A 16992-nucleotide genomic window follows, 5' to 3' on the forward strand; every position below is an offset into this window, starting at 1 on the left:
TCCGGCAGATGCTGCAGAACATCCTCACGGTGAACGCGACGCTGGTCGCGCAGCGGCAGAACGAGGAGATGAAGCAGCTCGCCGAGGCGGGGCACATGCAGAACGACGAGATCAAGAAGATCTCCGCCTGGGCCGCCATCCTCTTCGCGCCGACCCTGATCGGCACCGTCTACGGGATGAACTTCGAAGCCATGCCCGAGCTGACCTGGACCTTCGGCTACCCGTTCGCCATCGGTCTGATGGCCCTGGTCTGCGTGAGCCTGTACTTCGTCTTCAAGCACCGCGACTGGCTGTGAGCACCACGGCCGGCGGTGCCCGCCGGCCCGTCGTCGTCCCGGGCCGAGCGGGCCGGGCGCCCGGCCCGCTCCGCCCTCGCAGGGCAGCGGCTCAGCCCTCGTAGGGCAGCAGCTCGGCGCGCTTCGGCGGCCGGCCGTCGCCGGAGGAGCGGCCGGAGAGGCGGCGGCCGATCCAGGGGCCGAGGTGGGTCCGGGCCCAGCGGGCGTCGGCGGCCAGCTTCTCCGCCCGGCGCGGCGGGGCGGCGGCCGGCAGCGGGGCGCGCCAGTCGAAGGCGGCGGGGCGGCCGAGCGCCTCCAGGACGGCCTCGGCGACCCGGCGGTGGCCCTCGGGGGCGAGGTGCAGGCGGTCCTCGGCCCAGAGGCGGCGGTCGTCGAAGCAGGGGGCGGAGAAGAGGTCGACCACCGCGATGCCCGGGTCACGGCCGAGCTCGTGGACGAAGGCCTTCATCCGCAGGATGGCCGGGAGCAGCCGGGCGCTGCCCGCCATCCGGCGGGTGGGGTCGGTGCTGGTGAACAGCACCACGGTGGCGCCGGTTTCGCGCAGCGCGGTGGCGGAGCGGCCGAGCAGGTCCTCGACCCGGGCGATGTCGCAGCGCGGCCGCAGCACGTCGTTGAGGCCGCCGGCCAGGGTGACGAGTCCGGCGCGCATCGCGGCGGCGGTGGCCAGCTGCTCGTCGTGGATCTGGCCGATCAGCTTGCCCCGGACGGCGAGGTTGGCGTACCGGAAGGCGCCGGCCGGCTGCTCGGCGGCGAGCCGGTCGGCGACCCGGTCGGCCCAGCCCCGGTAGTGGCCGTCGGGGAGCAGGTCGTCGCACATGCCCTCGGTGAAGGAGTCCCCGACGGCGACGTAACTGGTGTACCCGGTGGGCGCGGTGGGCGCGGCGGGCGCGCTCTGCTGCGTGGTGTTCTCCATGGCCCGACGATCGTACGCGCACCTCCGCCGGCCCCGGGAACACCCCCCGGCCCCGGTCGCGGTCCCGCTCGGCGGCGGCAACCGAACGGCGACCGGTCGTTTATCGGCCTCCGGCAGAGTGGGTGGTGCCGGGAGGGGACGCCCGGCAAGCACCGCCCACCGGGGAAAGGCGCCCGGGCGGCGGTCGTCGCACCCGACGGCGGCCACGCCCGCCCGGCCGCCCGACCACCGGCACCGGATCGACGACGGACGGCCGACCAGCCCAACGGGGGAGCTGGTCGTCGGAGCCGAGGGGTCCGCCGCCGGTACGGAGGGGTCCGCGCAGTTCCCCGCGGAACTGCGCGGACCCGGTCCGGTACGCCGCCCCGGAGCGGGCGAGGTGCGGACGCTCCTGCATCAGGAACTCCATGGAACTCCTGATCCAGGGCATCCGAGGGCGCCGCGCACCCGTCCCGGCATCCAGGACGCCCCCGTCGGCGTGACCCGAGGGGCAGGCGCATCACGGGTCGTCACCCGCGGGCTCCTAGCCCGCCAACACGGCGCCGTCCTCGGCGTTCTCGCGCGAGCCGGCCGTGGCGGGGGTGCCCTCCGCACCGCCCCCGGTACCGTCGGCCGCCCCGGTGACCCAGTGCTCCCGCACCGCGTCGGTCGGCCGCTGCTCGCCGAGCAGCCCGAGGCCCCACACACCGAGCGCGTCGACCACCCGGCGCAGCGTCGCGCCCTGCTCGGTGAGCTCGTACACGGTGGCGTTGGCGGGCCGCTCCAGCCGCCGGCGCAGCACCAGGCCCTCGCCCTCCAGCTGCTTGAGCCGCGCGGCGAGGATGTCGGTGGAGACGCCGGGCAGGTCGGCGTGCAGGTCGGTGTAGCGGCGCGGGCCGGCGAGGAGTTCACGGACGATCAGGAGACTCCAGCGCTCCCCCACCGCGTCCAGGGCGCGGGCGACGGCGCAGTACTGGTCGTAGCTTCGGCGTGACATGTGGATCAGCATAGCCAAAAGGTTGGACTTTCCAAGTGCTTACTTGGTAGAACAAAGCAACCAGAACGTGCGGGGTGACCGGTCGGGAGGCCTCAGATGGAGTTTCGGCAGTCCAGCAAACTGACGGACGTGTGTTACGAGATCCGCGGCCCGGTGGTCGACCGCGCCAACGCGCTGGAGGAGGCCGGGCACAGCGTGCTGCGGCTGAACACCGGCAACCCGGCCACGTTCGGCTTCGAGGCGCCGGAGGAGATCCTCCAGGACATCATCCGCAACCTGCCGAACGCCCACGGCTACAGCGACTCGCGCGGCATCCTGCCGGCCCGCCGCGCGGTGGTGCAGTACTACCAGCAGCGCGGCGTCGCCGGAGTGACCGTCAACGACGTCTACCTCGGCAACGGCGTCTCCGAGCTGATCCAGATGGCCGTCACGGCGCTGGTCGACGACGGCGACGAAGTCCTCGTCCCGATGCCCGACTACCCGCTCTGGACGGCCGTGGTCCGGTTGGCCGGCGGCAAGGCCGTCCACTACGCGTGCGACGAGCAGGCCGAGTGGTACCCCGACCTCGACGACATCGCGGCCAAGATCACCCACCGCACAAAGGCCATCGTCGTCATCAACCCCAACAACCCGACCGGCGCGGTCTATCCGAAGGAGCTGCTGGAGGGCATCCTCGACCTCGCCCGCCGGCACCAGCTGATGGTCCTGGCCGACGAGATCTACGACAAGATCCTCTACGACGGCACCGAGCACCACTGCCTGGCCGCGCTCGCCGAGGACGTCCTGACCCTCACCTTCAACGGCCTCTCCAAGTCCTACCGGGTGGCCGGCTTCCGCAGCGGCTGGCTGGTCGTCTCGGGGCCCAAGCAGCACGCCACCGACTACCTGGAGGGCCTCACCATGCTCTCCGGCATGCGCCTGTGCCCCAACGTCCCCGCCCAGTACGCCGTCCAGGCCGCGCTCGGCGGCCACCAGTCCATCAACGACCTCGTCCTGCCCACCGGCCGGCTCGCCGAGCAGCGCGACGTCGCGTTCAAGGCGCTGAACGAGATCCCCGGCGTCAGCTGCGTGAAGCCCAAGGGCGCGCTCTACGCGTTCGCCAAGCTGGACCCGGCGGTGCACCGGATCGTCGACGACGAGCAGTTCGTGCTGGACCTGCTGCTCCGCGAGAAGATCCACGTCGTCCAGGGCACCGGCTTCAACTGGCCGCGCCCGGACCACTTCCGCTTCGTCACCCTCCCCCGGGCCGACGACCTGGAGACGGCGATCAACCGGATCGGCCGCTTCCTCACCACCTACCGGCAGGTCTGACGGGCGGCGCCCCGGCGGCCCCTCCACCCCCGGAACCCCCGACACCCCCGGGGCCGCAGGGGCCCCGGGCGTACCATCGGCGGGGTACCGGATCGAAGGGGGACGACGACCGTGGACACCCGCACACCCACCGAGGCCACCGCATTCACCGAGGTCACCGACGCCGCCGAACTGCGCGCCCTGCTCGGCGAGCCCAGCGCCCGCGACGCCGCCAAGGAGCGCCGCACCCTGCACGAGCACGACCGGGCCTTCATCGCCGCGGCACCGTTCTGCGTGCTGGCCACGGCGGGGGCCGACGGCACCTGCGACGCCTCCCCCAAGGGGGACCCGGCCGGCTTCACCCTCGTCCTGGACGACCGCACCATCGCCGTCCCGGAGCGGCCGGGCAACCGCCGGGCGGACAGCCTCCACAACATCCTGGAGAACCCGCACGTCGGGCTCCTGTACCTGATCCCGGGGCGCGGCGACACGCTGCGCGTCAACGGCCGGGCGCGGCTGGTGCGCGACGCGCCGTTCTTCGACCGGCTGGTCGTCGAGGGGCACCGCCCGCGACTCGCCGTCGTGGTCGAGATCGAGGCGGTCTACTACCACTGCTCCAAGGCGTTCCTGCGCTCCGCGCTCTGGAAGCCCGAGACCTGGGCCCCGGACGCGGCGCCGTCCCGGGCCCGGATCTCCAAGAGCCTGGAGCGCACGGACGAACCGCTGGCCGCGCTGGAGGAGTACTACGGCCCGTCCTACGGGGGCGACCTCTACGGCTCGTAGGCTGGTCGACCATGACCGTCCTGCGCTCCGCCGCCCTGTTCGCCCTCGCCGCCCTCGCCGAGATCGGCGGCTGCTGGCTGATCTGGCAGAGCGTGCGCGAGGCGCGGCCGTGGTGGCTGGCCGGCGTCGGGGTGGTGGTGCTCGGCGGGTACGGCTTCGTCGCCGCGCTCCAGCCGGACAGCACCTTCGGCCGGGTACTGGCCGCGTACGGCGGCGTGTTCGTGGCCGGATCACTGCTCTGGGGCATGGCGGTGGACGGCTTCCGGCCCACCCGCTACGACGTGACGGGGGCGCTGATCTGCCTGGCCGGGGTCGCCGTGATCATGTACGGGCCCCGGCGCTGAGCGTGCGCCGGCCCGGCCCCGAGCGGCCGCCGGGGCGCGCCGCTCGGGGCCGCGCGCCATCGACGCCGCGCGCCACCTGACGCCGCGCGCTACTTGACGCCGGCCGCCTCGCAGGCCTCCGCGTACGGCGGGGCGCAGATCTCGGACGCCTTGTACAGGCCGCCGCCGACCACCGTGGCCTGCACCTTCGCCCTGGTCACCACGATCGGGGTGAGCAGCAGCGAGGGGATGCGCTGCCCGCCGCTGTCGACGCCCGCGTTGGCCGCCGCGTTGATGTCCATCCCCTTCAGCAGCTGGACGGCGATGCTCCCGGCGGCGTCCGCCTCGGGCTTGTACGGCTTGTAGACGGTGTAGGTCTGCTCGCCCGTGAGCACCCGGCGCACCGCGTCGAGGGAGGCGTCCTGGCCGCCGACCGGCACGTTCTTGATCCCGGCCGCCTTCAGCGCCTCGATGACGGAGGCGGCCATGCCGTCATTGGCCGCGTACACGGCCTGGAAGCCGTCCTTGCCGAGGGTCTTGATGGCCTCGTTCGTCTTCGCCAGGGCCACCTCCGGCTTCCATTCGCCGGACTGCTCGTAGACGATCTTCTTGACCCGCCCATCGAGAGCCCGGTGCGCGCCGGCCTTGAACATCGCCGCGTTGGGGTCGGACTCGGCGCCGTTGATCATCACGACCGAGGCGGCGGCGGCCTTCGGGCCGAGCGCGTCCAGCAGGGCCTGGCCCTGGATCTCGCCGGTGCGCTGGTTGTCGAAGGAGACGTACGCGGCGACCTTGCCCTCGGCCAGCCGGTCGTAGGCGACGACCTTCACGCCCTTGGCGGCGGCGGCGTCCACCCAGGAGGCCGTGATCCTGGCGTTCACCGGGTCGAGCAGGACGACCTTGACCCCCTTGGCCAGCAGGTCGTCGAACTGCTGCTTCTGGCGGGTCTCGTCGCCGTCCGCGTTGGCGTAGTCGATGACGCACCCGGTGCAGAGGGAGGCCACCGTGGACTCGATCAGCGGCTTGTCGAAGGCCTCGTACCGGGTCGAGGAGGTCTTCTCGGGCAGCAGCAGGCCGATGGTCCTGCTCGCGACGCCGTCCGAGTGCGGTGCTCCGTCGCTCTGGCCGCAGGCTGCGAGGGCGAGGGCCAGCGCCAGCGCGGCGGTGCCCGCGGCGGCGCGACGGGTCGTTCTGTTCATGGTGGGTGGTGCCTCCTGACTGCGCCGCGGCATTGCGGCAGAGGACGGAGTCAAGCCCGCGCCCGACGATTCCGTCAATAACTGAAGGGAAACTCGGGGCGTCGCTGCTCGATTCGTTATGAAGTGAAGAGCTTGCGCACATTCGTGCACGACGGCCACGAAGCCCCCGGAGATCGTCATCAACTCTTCAACGGGAAAGGAGCGGCGACCACCCGGCAGCGATGCCCGGGCATAGGGTGGCGGCGACCGCGCCGCCCACCCGAAGGACCGGACAACGATGGCGAAACCACCCGAAGTCGGCTCCCCCGCGCCCGAGTTCACCCTGCCCGGCCTGCTGCTCGACGACCAGGCCGACACCGCCGAACGCCGCGAGTACCGGCTCGCCGAGGCCAAGGGCAGCCCGCTGGTCCTGGTCTTCTACCCCGGCGACGACACCCCCGTCTGCACCAAGCAGCTCTGCTCGTACAGCTCCGACCTGGACCGCTTCCGCGGGCTCGGCGCCACCGTGTGGGGCATCAGCCCGCAGGGCCTGGACAGCCACGAGCAGTTCGCCCGCAAGCACCGCCTGGGCTTCCCGCTGCTCGCCGACCCGGACCGGACCGTCGTCCGCGCCTACGGCATCGCGGTGCCCGGGCTCGGGCTGCGCCGCTCGGTGTTCGTCCTGGACGGCGACGGCACGGTCCGCTGGAAGCACGTCGCCCTCGCCGGGCTGACCTTCCAGCACAGCGACACCCTCGCGGCGCAGCTGGCCGCGCTCGGGTAGGACCCCGGCCCGGCCGGGTCGGCCCACCCGGGTCGGCCGCACGCGCCCCGCCGAACGGGCCCGGACGTGCCGGTGGCCCGGCCGGGAATCCCCGGCCGGGCCACCCGAACGTGCCGGGGCGCACTACCAGCCCCAGCCGCCGCCCTCGCCGTCGTCGTCGGTCTTGCTGTCCCAGCCCTCGCCCACCGTGCGCAGGATGGTGTAGTGGTCGACCTGGGTGCCGTCCTCGGCCAGTGCCGTCACCTTCATGGCGGACTTCTGGCCCAGGTGCGCCGGGGTGACGTCGACCTTGATGAAGGAGTAGCCGGTGTAGCGGACCCGGGACCACTCGACCTTCTCGGTCACCTTCACGCCGCCCTTGGCGAAGTGGTAGGTGTCCACCGCGTCGACCCGGTTCTCGTGGCCCTCGTAGGTGTCCGGGGCGCCGAAGTTGTACAGGCTGCGGCCGGCCGCGCCCGCCGTCACGTACACCACGCCGTCGGTGGCCGGCTCGAGGGTGGCGCCGCTCGGCACCGCCTTGGAGACCTTGTTGCCGAGGATCGCGTCGGTGCGCTCGTAGACGTGGTTGTGACCGTTGATCACCAGGTCCACCCGGTACTTCTCGAACAGCGGCACCCAGGCCTCGCGGACCCCGCCCTCGGAGGCGTGCGCGACCGTGGTGGAGAAGGCGCAGTGGTGGAAGAAGACCACGACGAAGTCGATGGTCTCGTCGTTGCGCAGGTCCTTCAGGGTCCGCTGCAGCCACTTCGTCTGCTTGCCCGCCGAGATGCCCAGGTTGGCCGGGATCTCGTAGGAGACGTCGTTGGCGTCCAGCGAGATGACGCCGACGTTCTTGTAGCGGAACGTGTACACGCCCGGCACGGTGCGCGGGTCCGGGCCGTTGTCCGGCAGGAAGAAGCGGTTGTTCTCGCCGCCGTAGCCGTTCGCCGAGTACCAGGCCTCCATGTCGTGGTTGCCGTAGGAGACCATCCACGGCACCTTCGACGCCACCGTCTCGGTCTGCGCGAGGAAGGCGTCCCAGGTCCTGGCGTCGTAGCGCGCCTTGTCGGCGTCCGTGCCGGAGCCCGCCGCGTCGGCGTAGCAGATGTCGCCGGCGTGCAGGTGGAAGGCCGGGTTCTGGGCCAGGATGATGTGGTCGTTGCCGGCCGCGTGCGCGCTGACGCCCTGGTCGCCGAAGGCGGTGAAGGTGAACGGCTCGTACACCTTGCCCCAGCGGTGGTCGCGGGTGGGCGCGGTGCGGAAGGTGCTCAGGGTGGAGATCGCCTGCTGCGAGGCCGGGTCGAAGCCCTGGTGGCCGACACCGTAGTAGTACGTGGTGTCGGGCTGGAGGTCCTCCAGCGCGACGTGCAGGTAGTACTGGTCCACCGGCTGACCGGTCGGGGTCAGCGCGGGGGTGTGCAGGGCGCGCACCTCGGCCTGGACCTTGTGGCCGAGGTCCCACGGCTGCTTGCCGTAGCGCAGGAACGGCTTCTTCACCGGGGCCGGGACCTGCCAGGAGACCCGGAACTGGGTGTCCGGCTCGGGGCCGAAGGCGAGGTGACGGCCGATCGGGGCGACGAGCGCGCCGTCCACGCCCTCGGCCGCACCGCCCGTCAGCAGCTGCGGGGAGAGCGGCGCGGCGGTCGCGGTGCCGCTGCCCAGCGCACCGCCCACCGCCAGGGCGCCGACGGTGACGGCGCCGGTGCGCAGCATCCGGCGGCGGGAGAAGCGGGCCCGCAGGTACTCGTGCTGCTCGGCCATGCTCATGCGGTCGGCGAGCTTCGCGGGCACGCCCATGTTGGGGATATCCATGGGCGGGACTCTTCCACCGGAGCGTTGACCGGACACGGACGTACGGTGAACGCACCCCGGCGTGCCGGTCAGTCGAACGCCAATGTTCGACCATGTCTCGGCAAAGCCGCCCCGGGAGCGGGGAGCGCGCAGGATCATCCGTGTCCGCCCGGATCCTGATCCCCCGTCGCCACCGCCCGGCTCCCGCCCGTCCCGGGTGACCACGGCTCAGCTGGCGGGCCGTCGACCGCACGACCGCCGCGACCGGCGCGACCGCGCGGCGGGGCTCACCGGGGCGGCGGGGCGATCTCGTCCCAGGTGGAGGGGGCGCGGTTGCCGGTGCCGTCGCAGGTGCGGCAGACCTCGTCGCGGTAGGCGTGCTTCGCCCCGCCCGCGTCGACCCGGTAGCGGACGTAGACACCGGTGCCGTCGCAGAGGAAGCAGTTGCCGCCACCGCCGCCGACCTCGGTGGTACCGGTGCCCTGGCAGGTGCGGCAGCTGAGACCGGCGGTGCGGCCGGTGCCCGCGCAGATGCGGCAGACCGTGGTCACGTCGTGATTCCTCCCAAGCCGGGGCGCCCGGTAAATGGTAGTGCCCCGGCCCGCCGCGCGGACCGCCCCGGAGTCGGGCGGTCGGCGGGCCCGGGTCCGCGGGGGCCTCAGCCCGGGAGACCGTCGCGGACCCGGCGGGAGACGGTGACCTGCTGGAGGTCGAGCAGGCCGGGCGGCTCGGCCACGCCGGGGCCGCCCGCGTGCACCCACTCGGCTATCTCCTCGACCATGTCGTCCGCCAGGACCCAGCCCAGCCAGACCGGGCGGCCACCGGCCGCGCGGCCCTCGCTCGACGGGCCGACCACCACGACGTTGGAGTGCGCGCACGCGTCCAGGCACTTGACCGCGCGGACCTTGCCCGCCGTGCCGACGGCCTCGCGCAGCCGCTCGTACTGGCCCGCGTGGTCGACGTCCGGATGCTTCTCCCGGGTGCCGCAGCAGCAGCCCCGGCAGACGGTGACGGTCACCGGGGCCGCGGCCCCCTTCGTGCCACCGCGCTCGCGGTCTCGACGGCTCATCGGCTCAGCGCTCCTCGTGTCTTCCCGGCCCCGCCGTTCGGGGCCTCCTGCCGGAGGGCCCGCAGCCACGCCCGTTCGCGCAGCAGCCGCAGGCCGTTGAGACCGACGATGACGGTGGAGCCCTCGTGCCCGGCGACACCGAGCGGCAGGGGCAGCGTACCGGCCAGGTCCCAGAGCACCAGGACGGTGATGAACGCACCGGCGATCACCAGGTTCTGCACGACCAGCCGGCGGGCCCGCCGGGACAGCGCCACCACGGCCGCGACGGCGGTCAGTTCGTCCCGCACCACCACCGCGTCGGCGGTCTCCAGGGCGAGGTCGGAGCCGGCCCGGCCCAGCGCGACCCCGGTGTGCGCGGCGGCCAGCGCGGGTGCGTCGTTGACGCCGTCCCCGACCATCAGCACCCGGCGCCCGGCGTCGGCCAGTTCACGGACCGCCGCCACCTTGTCCTGGGGCAGCAGCCCGCCCCGGACGTCGGTCAGGCCGACCTCCCGGGCGAGGTGCTCGGCGGCGCGCCGGTTGTCGCCGGTGAGCAGCACCGGCGGGCGGCCGGTGAGCGCGGTCAGGCCCCGGACGGCGGCCGCGGCCTGCTCGCGCGGGCGGTCGGCGAGGCCGAGCACGCCGACGGGTTCGCCGTCGCGCAGCACCAGGACGGCGGTGCGGCCGCCCTCCTCCAGCTCGGTGACCGCGGGGTGCGCGCGGTACGGACCGGGGGCGCCCACCGCGACCACCGCGCCGCCGACCACGGCCCGCACGCCGACTCCCGGCGTGGAGGTGAAGTCGCTCGCGCCGGGCAGCGCCAGGCCGCGCTCGCGGGCGGCGGCGACCACCGCCCGGGCCAGCGGGTGCTCACTGGGGTGCTCGGCGGCGGCCGCGAGGGCCAGCAGCTCACCCTCGGTGACGCCCAGCGGGCGCAGCTCGACGACCCTCGGCGTGCCCTCGGTGAGGGTGCCGGTCTTGTCCAGGGCGACGGCGTCCACCTGGCCGAGCCGCTCCATCACCACGGCGGACTTGACCAGCACCCCGTGCCGTCCGGCGGTGGCGATGGCGCAGAGCAGCGGCGGCATGGTGGCCAGCACCACGGCGCACGGCGAGGCGACGATCATGAACGTCATGGCGCGCAGCAGGGTGCCGGTCAGCTCGGCGCCGAGGGCCAGCGGGACGGCGAAGAGCAGCAGGGTGGCGGCCACCAGGGCGGCGGCGTAGCGCTGTTCGACCTTCTCGACGAAGAGCTGGGTGGGCGCCTTGGTCTCGGAGGCCTCCTGCACCATGGCGACGATCCGGGCGATCACGGAGTCGGCGGCGTCCCGTTCGACCCGGATCCGCAGCGCGCCCGCGCCGTTGAGCGTGCCCGCGTACACCTCGTCGCCGACGGTCCTGGCGACGGGCAGCGGCTCACCGGTGATGGTGGCCTGGTCGACCTCGCTGCGGCCGTCGAGGACCAGCCCGTCGGCGCCGATCCGCTCGCCGGGGCGGACCAGCACGGTGTCGCCGACGGCGAGCGCGGCGGTGGGGACGCCCTCCTCCCGGCCGTCGGCGGTGAGCCGGCAGGCGGTGGCGGGGGCGAGGTCGAGCAGGCCGCGGACGGAGTCGGCGGTGCGGGCGGTGGCCAGCGCCTCCAGGGCGCCGCTGGTCGCGAAGATCACGATCAGCAGGGCGCCGTCCAGCACCTGCCCGATGGCCGCGGCGCCCAGTGCGGCGACCACCATCAGCAGGTCGACGTCGAGGGTCCGCTCGCGCAGCGCCCGCAGCCCGGCCAGGGCCGGCTCCCAGCCGCCGGCCAGGTAGGCGGCCGCGAACAGCGCGCCGGACGCCCGGGCCGGGCCGTCGAGCAGCTGCACGGCGAGGGCGGCCAGGAAGGCCGCGGTGGCGGCCGCCGCCCAGCGCGCCTCGGGCAGGGCGAGCACCCGGGTGCGGCGCGGCCGCGCCGTCGCGGGGGCGGCGGCGGCCGCCGGTCGGGTGAGCAGGGCGCTGGACTGGGGCGTCGCGGACATGGCCGTCACCATACAGGAACACATGAACAAGCTTTCATCCTTTGGCCGACCGCGGGCCGTAGGATGCCCCCATGGGACACGCAGCCGCCGAGAACACCGTGCCGCAGATGCGCCTGGACGCGTCCAACGCGGCCAAGGTGGCGAGCACCCTCCAGGCCCTCGCGACCCCCTCCCGCCTGCTGATACTCGCCCAACTGCGGGAGGGCCCGCGGGCCGCCACCGAACTCGCCGACGCCGTCGGCATGGAGCAGTCCGCCTGCTCCCACCAGCTGCGCCTGCTGCGCAACCTCGGCCTGGTCGTCGGCGAACGCCGCGGCCGCTCGGTGGTCTACTCCCTCCACGACGACCACGTCGCCGCCCTGCTCGACCAGGCCGTCTACCACGTGGACCACCTGCGCCTCGGCGTCACCGACGACCGCTAGGGCCCGCCCCGGCCCCGGCCCCGCTCCGGTCAGCCCCGCTCCGGTCAGCCCTGCTCCAGCGCCCGGTCCTGGGCCTCCAGGACCGCGTCACCGTGGCGGAACCCCCACTCCCCCAGCGCCTCCAGACTCGGCAGCAGGGTCCGGCCGAGCGGAGTCAGGGCGTACTCGACGCGCGGCGGCACCTGCGGGTAACCGCGGCGCTCCACCAGGCCGTTGAACTCCAGGCGGCGCAGCGTCTCGGTGAGGACCTTGGCGCTGATGCCGCCGATCCGCGCCCGCAGCTCGCCGGGGCGCTCGGGGCCGTCACGCAGGGCCCAGAGCACCACCGAGTTCCAGGTGTTGGCCAACAGGTCGAAGGCCACCCGGGCCCGGCAGTCCGCCAGGAACGCCCCGCCCGCCACGCCGTCCGCCGTCATCGACGCCCCCATCCTCTCCGGTCCGCCACGCACCGATCGGTAACCATCGCCGTTCCTAGAGTCATCCCGAACCGGCCGACCGGGCCGGGGCAGGAGGGGATCTCACATGCGGATCGGCATCATCGGAGCGGGGAACATGGCGCAGGCGCTCGGCGGGCAGTGGGCCCGGGCCGGGCACGAGGTGGCGTTCGGCGCCCGGGACGCCGCCCGCGCCGCGGCCGCGGCGCAGCGGCTGGGCGAGGGCGCGCGGGCGCTGGAACACCCGGCGGCGGCCGCGGAGTTCGGCGAGGCGGTGCTGCTCGCCGTCCCGGCCGACCGGGTGGAGGAGGTGGTCGCGCAGGCGGCCCCGCCGGCCGGGCGGGTGCTGATCGACTGCACCAACCCGATCGCGGGCGGCACGCTCGCCCTCACCACGGCCGGCGGGCCGTCGATGGCCGAGCGGATCGCCGCCGCCGCGCCCGGCACGCACGTGGTGAAGGCGTTCAACGTCTGCCACGAGAGCGTCTGGCGGCGCACCCCGCCGGTCTTCGACGGGCACCCGCTGGGCGTCCCGCTCTGCGGGGACGACCCGGGCGCGGTGGCCCTGGTCGGCCGGCTGGTCGCCGACCTCGGCGCCGAGCCGCTGCCGGCCGGCGGCCTGGCCCGCGCGGGGCTGCTGGAGGCGGCGACCGCCTTCGTCATCGGCCTCTGGTTCGCCGGCCGGGACGCCCGGTCCGTCCTCCCGCCGCTGGCGTACGCGGGCGGGGAGGGCTGAGGGCCCGAGGAGCGCCGGGCGTGGCCCGGGGTCAGGGCATCCGCCACTCCTGGTACTTGTTGCCCGGCGTGCAGGCCGTCATGGTGACCTGCTTGCCCGCGCCGTTGTCGGTCAGACAGGTCGACCCCATGTAGTCCTTGAGGTAGTAGGCGCCCGAAGTGCCCGCGCCGACCACCGACCAGTTGTTCATGAAACTGAACCCCGACGAGAGCGCCACCTTCTGGCTCGTCTGGTTCGAGAAGTCGGTGCCCTGGACGAGCTCCGGGGAGCTCAGGTTGCACGGGTAGATCTGGTACCAGCCGCCGGGGTTCGGCGCCGAGCGGACCCAGCCGTAGGCGGTCGTCCCGCCCATCACGGCGGCGGCGCCCGCCGCCGGGCTGTCGGTGGACAGGCCGAGCTTCTGGCCGTCGGCCACGTTGACGATGGCGCCCCAGTTCGCGCCGCCGCACCCGGCGGGGACGGCCGGCGCCGGCGGATTCGTGCTGGGCTGGTTGGGCGCGGGCGGGTTGGGCGCGGGCGCCGACGGCGCGGGCTGGTTGGGCACCGGAGCCGGCGGGGCCGGCTGGTTCGGCGCCGGGGCCGGCGGGGCCGGCTGATTGGGCGCGGGTGCGGCCCCGCCACCGCTGCCGGCACCGCCTCCGCCGCCACCACCCGACTTCGGCGGAGTGCCGCCGGACCCGCCGCCCGAACCACCGGACGCCCCGGTGCCGCCCGCCACCGCCCCGCCCCCGGGGTTCGGCGCCGGGGCCACGGGCTGCCCCCCGGTGTTCGGCACCGGAGTGGCCTCGGGCTGGGCGGGCGGCGGGGCGGCGGGCGTCGTCTCCCCGCCCGGCGGAGTGGTCGGGGCCGGCTCGGTCGGCGGCGCGTCGGACGTCGGCGCGTCGGTGATCGTGGTCGCGGACACCGAGACGCCGGGCTGCGCGCCCGGGGTCTGCCCCTGGGTCCGGAACGGTGCCAGGTCGACCATCAGCACCGTGGCGGCGCCGGTGGTGATGATCACCGGGACGACGACGGGCACCAGGAAGCGGCGCCAGCTCCGGCGCGCGGGCGGCTCGGGGACGGTCCGGGGCGCCACCCGGGCGACCTCGACCGCCGCCGCCCCGGCCACCGGGGCACCGGGCACGGCGGGGACGACGGCCCGCACCACCGCGGCGACCGGCGCCGAGCGGTCGCCGACCGCGGCCCGCGCCGCGGCCGCCATCGCGGCGGCGTCGGCGAACCGGTCCCCGGGCTGCTTGGCCAGGGCCCGCGCCACGAACTCCCGCACCGCCGGCGGGAACTCCTCCGGCAGGTCCGGCGCGGGCTGCTGGACGTGCTTGAGCGCGACCTCGACCACGCTCTCGCCGGTGAACGGCGGCTTGCCGGTGAGCAGTTCGTAGCAGACCACGCCGAGCGAGTAGAGGTCCGAGGCCGGCGTGACGCCGCCGCCCCCGGCCTGCTCGGGGGCCATGTACAGCGCGGTGCCGATCACCACGTTGGTCGCCGTGAGCGTGGTGCTCACGAGCGCCCGCGCGATGCCGAAGTCCGTCACCGTGACCCGGCCATCGGCGCCGAGCATCAGGTTCGACGGCTTGACGTCCCGGTGCACGATCTCCTGCTGGTGCGCGGCGTGCAGCGCGTCGAGCGCCGTGGCCAGCATGCTCAGCACCCGCTCGGGCGCCATCGGCCCGTCCTCGGCGAGGACCTTGTCCAGCGGCCGCCCGTCGACGAGCTCCATCACGATGTACGCGATCCGCTCCCCCTCGGCGCCGCCCTCCGCCGCGCCGCCGCTCTCCCCGTAGTCGTAGACGTCCACGATGCCCGGGTGGCTGATCGCCGCGAGCAGTTGGGCCTCGCGCCGGAAGCGCCGGGCGAAGGTCCCCTCCTCCAGCAGCCCCGCGTGCAGGACCTTGACCGCCACCTGCCGTCCCAGCACGCCGTCGTCCGCGCGCCACACGGCCCCCATGCCCCCGCCGCCGATCCACTCGGTCAGCGTGTAGCGCCCTCCGAGTACGGCCCCCCGACCAGTCATGCCCTGCCCTCTCGCGGTGCCTCGCACCGACGGTTGTCCATAACGCGTCATGTCGTACCGTCAGTCTTCCTCACCCGCCGCCCCGTCGGTACCGGTCGCACCGGGCGGATCGGTCACACCGGGTGGGCCGGTCCGCCGTGGGCACCGGTCGCGCTCCGGCAGGATCCGCGCGCCCCTCGTCCGGGTCCGGCTCGCAGGGGGGCGGCGGCGGCGGGCCTCCGCCGCGACCGGCCCCTCACCGGGACCTCGACCGGCGGCGGCCACCACGGACGGGCCGGATCCCGCGCCGTCCGGGGCCGCTCAGAACCCCGGCCCCGGGCACCGCTCCGGGCCGCCGCAGGCCGGGGACCGCCCCCGCTACGCCGTCGCGGCCGCCGCCGCCCGGCCCGCCGTGCGGCCGGAGAAGAGGCAGCCGCCGAGGAAGGTGCCCTCCAGCGAGCGGTAGCCGTGCACGCCGCCGCCGCCGAAGCCGGCCGCCTCGCCGGCCGCGTACACGCCCTCCAGCACCTCGCCGCCGGGCCGCAGCACCCGGGCGGAGAGGTCGGTCTCCAGCCCGCCGAGCGACTTGCGGGTCAGGATGCTCAGCCGGACGGCGATCAGTGGGGCGGCGGCGGGGTCGAGGATGCGGTGCGGCGCGGCGGTGCGGATCAGCTTGTCGCCCAGGTAGCGGCGGGCGCCGTGGATGGCGGTGACCTGGAGGTCCTTGGCGAAGGGGTTGGCCAGCTGCCGGTCCCGGGCCTCGACGGTGCGGCGCAGCTCGTCCGGGTCGATCAGCGCCTCGCGCGTGCGGGCGTTCATGCCGCGCGCGAGGTCCGGCAGGTTGCCGGCGACCACGAAGTCGGGGCCGTGCCGCAGGTGCGCCCGGACCGGGCCGGGGGCGCCCGGCAGGGCCCGGCCGAGGACGCCGCGCAGCGAGCGACCGGTGAGGTCGGGGTTCTGCTCGGAGCCGGAGAGGGTGAACTCCTTCTCGATGATCTTCTGGCTGAGCACGAACCAGGTGTGGTCGTACCCCGTGGTCCGCAGGTGTTCGAGGGTCCCGAGGGTGTCGAACCCGGGGAAGAGCGGGACGGGCAGCCGGCGGCCGCGGGCGTCCAGCCAGAGCGAGGAGGGACCGGGCAGGATGCGGATGCCGTGCCGGGACCAGATCGGGTCCCAGTTCTCGATGCCCTCGGTGTAGTGCCACATCCGGTCGCCGTTGATCAGGTTGCCGCCGGCCTCGCCGGTGATCCCCAGCATCAGCCCGTCGACGTGCGCGGGCACGCCGGAGAGCATCCGGTCGGGCGGGGTGCCGAGCCGGGCCGGCCAGGCCTTGCGGACCAGGTCGTGATTGCCGCCGATGCCGCCCGAGGTGACGATCACGGCCTGGGCGCGGAGTTCGAACCGGCCGGCCACCTCGCGCGAACTGGCCGTGCCGCGGGCCGCGTTGCTGGGCACCAGCACCTCGCCGGTGACGGTGTCGGTGACCCCGGCGTGCGCGGACAGCCCGGTGACGCGGTGGCGGAACCGCAGGTCGACCAGGCCGCGTTCGGCGGCGGCCCGGACCCTGCGGACGAAGGGTTCGAGCAGGCCGGGCCCGGTGCCCCAGGTGATGTGGAAGCGGGGGACGGAGTTGCCGGGCCCGTCGGCCAGCAGCCCGCCGCGCTCGGCCCAGCCGACCACCGGGAAGAACCGCACGCCCTGGGCCCGCAGCCAGGCCCGCTTCTCCCCCGCCGCGAAGTCGACGTACGCCTCGGCCCAGCGGCGCGGCCAGGCGTCCTCGGGGCGGTCGAAGCCGGCGGTGCCGTGCCAGTCCTGCAGGGCGAGCGCATGCGAGTCGCGGATCCGCATCCGGCGCTGCTCGGGCGAGTCGACCAGGAAGAGGCCGCCGAAGGACCAGTGCGCCTGCCCGCCGAGCGAGGCCGCGGGCTCCTGGTCGAGCAGGATCACCCGCCGTCCGGCGTCCGCGAGTTCGGCGGTCGCGGCGAGGCCCGCGAGGCCGGCTCCGATGACGACGACGTCGGCGTCCAGGGCCAT

At 74.6% G+C, this 16992-nt stretch carries 16 protein-coding genes and 1 pseudogene; 7 read left to right on the forward strand and 10 right to left on the reverse strand.

What is annotated here, in order from left to right:
* Positions 1–296, forward strand: a 296-nt coding sequence (locus ACWDRR_RS37260; RefSeq protein WP_449776711.1) for a CorA family divalent cation transporter, incomplete at its 5' end; no start/stop codon positions are given.
* 91 nt (positions 297–387) lie between these two features.
* On the opposite strand, the gene ACWDRR_RS37265 is transcribed toward ACWDRR_RS37260, so the two are convergent.
* Positions 388–1209 carry an SGNH/GDSL hydrolase family protein gene (locus ACWDRR_RS37265; RefSeq protein WP_449776712.1) on the reverse strand — a complete coding sequence of 274 codons (822 nt, stop codon included), beginning with the start codon at positions 1207–1209 and terminating at the stop codon, positions 388–390.
* A gap of 625 nt (positions 1210–1834) precedes the next feature.
* Positions 1835–2185 (reverse strand): annotated as a pseudogene (locus tag ACWDRR_RS37270) (winged helix-turn-helix transcriptional regulator); the annotation flags it as partial.
* Between the two features lie 96 nt (positions 2186–2281).
* Here ACWDRR_RS37270 and ACWDRR_RS37275 point away from each other — a divergent pair.
* From ACWDRR_RS37275 to ACWDRR_RS37285, 3 genes are all read left to right on the forward strand, one after another.
* Positions 2282–3496 (forward strand): pyridoxal phosphate-dependent aminotransferase, encoded by a 1215-nt coding sequence (locus tag ACWDRR_RS37275; protein ID WP_449776713.1) that lies wholly within the window; start codon positions 2282–2284, stop codon positions 3494–3496.
* Positions 3497–3607: 111 nt separating this feature from the next.
* Positions 3608–4258, forward strand: a complete 651-nt coding sequence (locus tag ACWDRR_RS37280; protein ID WP_449776714.1) for a pyridoxamine 5'-phosphate oxidase family protein — start codon at positions 3608–3610, stop codon at positions 4256–4258.
* A gap of 11 nt (positions 4259–4269) precedes the next feature.
* The gene (locus ACWDRR_RS37285; protein WP_449776715.1) at positions 4270–4602 is read left to right on the forward strand and encodes a YnfA family protein; all 333 of its coding nucleotides are present in this window, start codon (positions 4270–4272) and stop codon (positions 4600–4602) included.
* Positions 4603–4691: 89 nt separating this feature from the next.
* On the opposite strand, the gene ACWDRR_RS37290 is transcribed toward ACWDRR_RS37285, so the two are convergent.
* Entirely contained in the window at positions 4692–5780 is a 1089-nt protein-coding gene (locus ACWDRR_RS37290) for a sugar ABC transporter substrate-binding protein (protein ID WP_449776716.1), read from the reverse strand.
* A gap of 277 nt (positions 5781–6057) precedes the next feature.
* Between ACWDRR_RS37290 and ACWDRR_RS37295 the strand changes: the two genes are divergently transcribed.
* Positions 6058–6543 (forward strand): peroxiredoxin, encoded by a 486-nt coding sequence (locus tag ACWDRR_RS37295; protein ID WP_449776717.1) that lies wholly within the window; start codon positions 6058–6060, stop codon positions 6541–6543.
* Between the two features lie 123 nt (positions 6544–6666).
* On the opposite strand, the gene ACWDRR_RS37300 is transcribed toward ACWDRR_RS37295, so the two are convergent.
* The 4 genes from ACWDRR_RS37300 to ACWDRR_RS37315 form a co-directional block, all read right to left on the reverse strand.
* Entirely contained in the window at positions 6667–8334 is a 1668-nt protein-coding gene (locus ACWDRR_RS37300) for a fibronectin type III domain-containing protein (protein WP_449776718.1), read from the reverse strand.
* A gap of 266 nt (positions 8335–8600) precedes the next feature.
* Positions 8601–8864, reverse strand: a complete 264-nt coding sequence (locus ACWDRR_RS37305) for a hypothetical protein (RefSeq protein ID WP_449776719.1) — start codon at positions 8862–8864, stop codon at positions 8601–8603.
* A gap of 107 nt (positions 8865–8971) precedes the next feature.
* Entirely contained in the window at positions 8972–9382 is a 411-nt protein-coding gene (locus tag ACWDRR_RS37310; RefSeq protein WP_449776720.1) for a (2Fe-2S) ferredoxin domain-containing protein, read from the reverse strand.
* Positions 9379–11376 (reverse strand): heavy metal translocating P-type ATPase, encoded by a 1998-nt coding sequence (locus tag ACWDRR_RS37315; protein ID WP_449776721.1) that lies wholly within the window; start codon positions 11374–11376, stop codon positions 9379–9381. The genes ACWDRR_RS37310 and ACWDRR_RS37315 overlap by 4 nt, the downstream gene beginning before the upstream one ends.
* A gap of 71 nt (positions 11377–11447) precedes the next feature.
* Here ACWDRR_RS37315 and ACWDRR_RS37320 point away from each other — a divergent pair, with 71 nt between their 5' ends.
* A complete protein-coding gene (locus tag ACWDRR_RS37320; protein ID WP_360629531.1) occupies positions 11448–11798 on the forward strand; it encodes an ArsR/SmtB family transcription factor in 351 nt (116 codons plus the stop codon).
* Positions 11799–11842: 44 nt separating this feature from the next.
* On the opposite strand, the gene ACWDRR_RS37325 is transcribed toward ACWDRR_RS37320, so the two are convergent.
* The gene (locus ACWDRR_RS37325) at positions 11843–12214 is read right to left on the reverse strand and encodes a winged helix-turn-helix transcriptional regulator (protein WP_449776722.1); all 372 of its coding nucleotides are present in this window, start codon (positions 12212–12214) and stop codon (positions 11843–11845) included.
* A gap of 106 nt (positions 12215–12320) precedes the next feature.
* Between ACWDRR_RS37325 and ACWDRR_RS37330 the strand changes: the two genes are divergently transcribed.
* Entirely contained in the window at positions 12321–12968 is a 648-nt protein-coding gene (locus ACWDRR_RS37330; RefSeq protein ID WP_449776723.1) for an NADPH-dependent F420 reductase, read from the forward strand.
* A gap of 31 nt (positions 12969–12999) precedes the next feature.
* Here ACWDRR_RS37330 and ACWDRR_RS37335 read toward each other — a convergent pair whose 3' ends face one another.
* Together ACWDRR_RS37335 and ACWDRR_RS37340 are read right to left on the reverse strand one after the other, a co-directional pair.
* Positions 13000–14979, reverse strand: coding sequence for a protein kinase domain-containing protein (locus tag ACWDRR_RS37335; RefSeq protein ID WP_449776724.1), 1980 nt, complete (start codon positions 14977–14979; stop codon positions 13000–13002).
* Positions 14980–15336: 357 nt separating this feature from the next.
* A complete protein-coding gene (locus ACWDRR_RS37340; RefSeq protein WP_449776725.1) occupies positions 15337–16992 on the reverse strand; it encodes an FAD-binding dehydrogenase in 1656 nt (551 codons plus the stop codon).

The organism is Kitasatospora sp. NPDC003701, assembly GCF_053587085.1.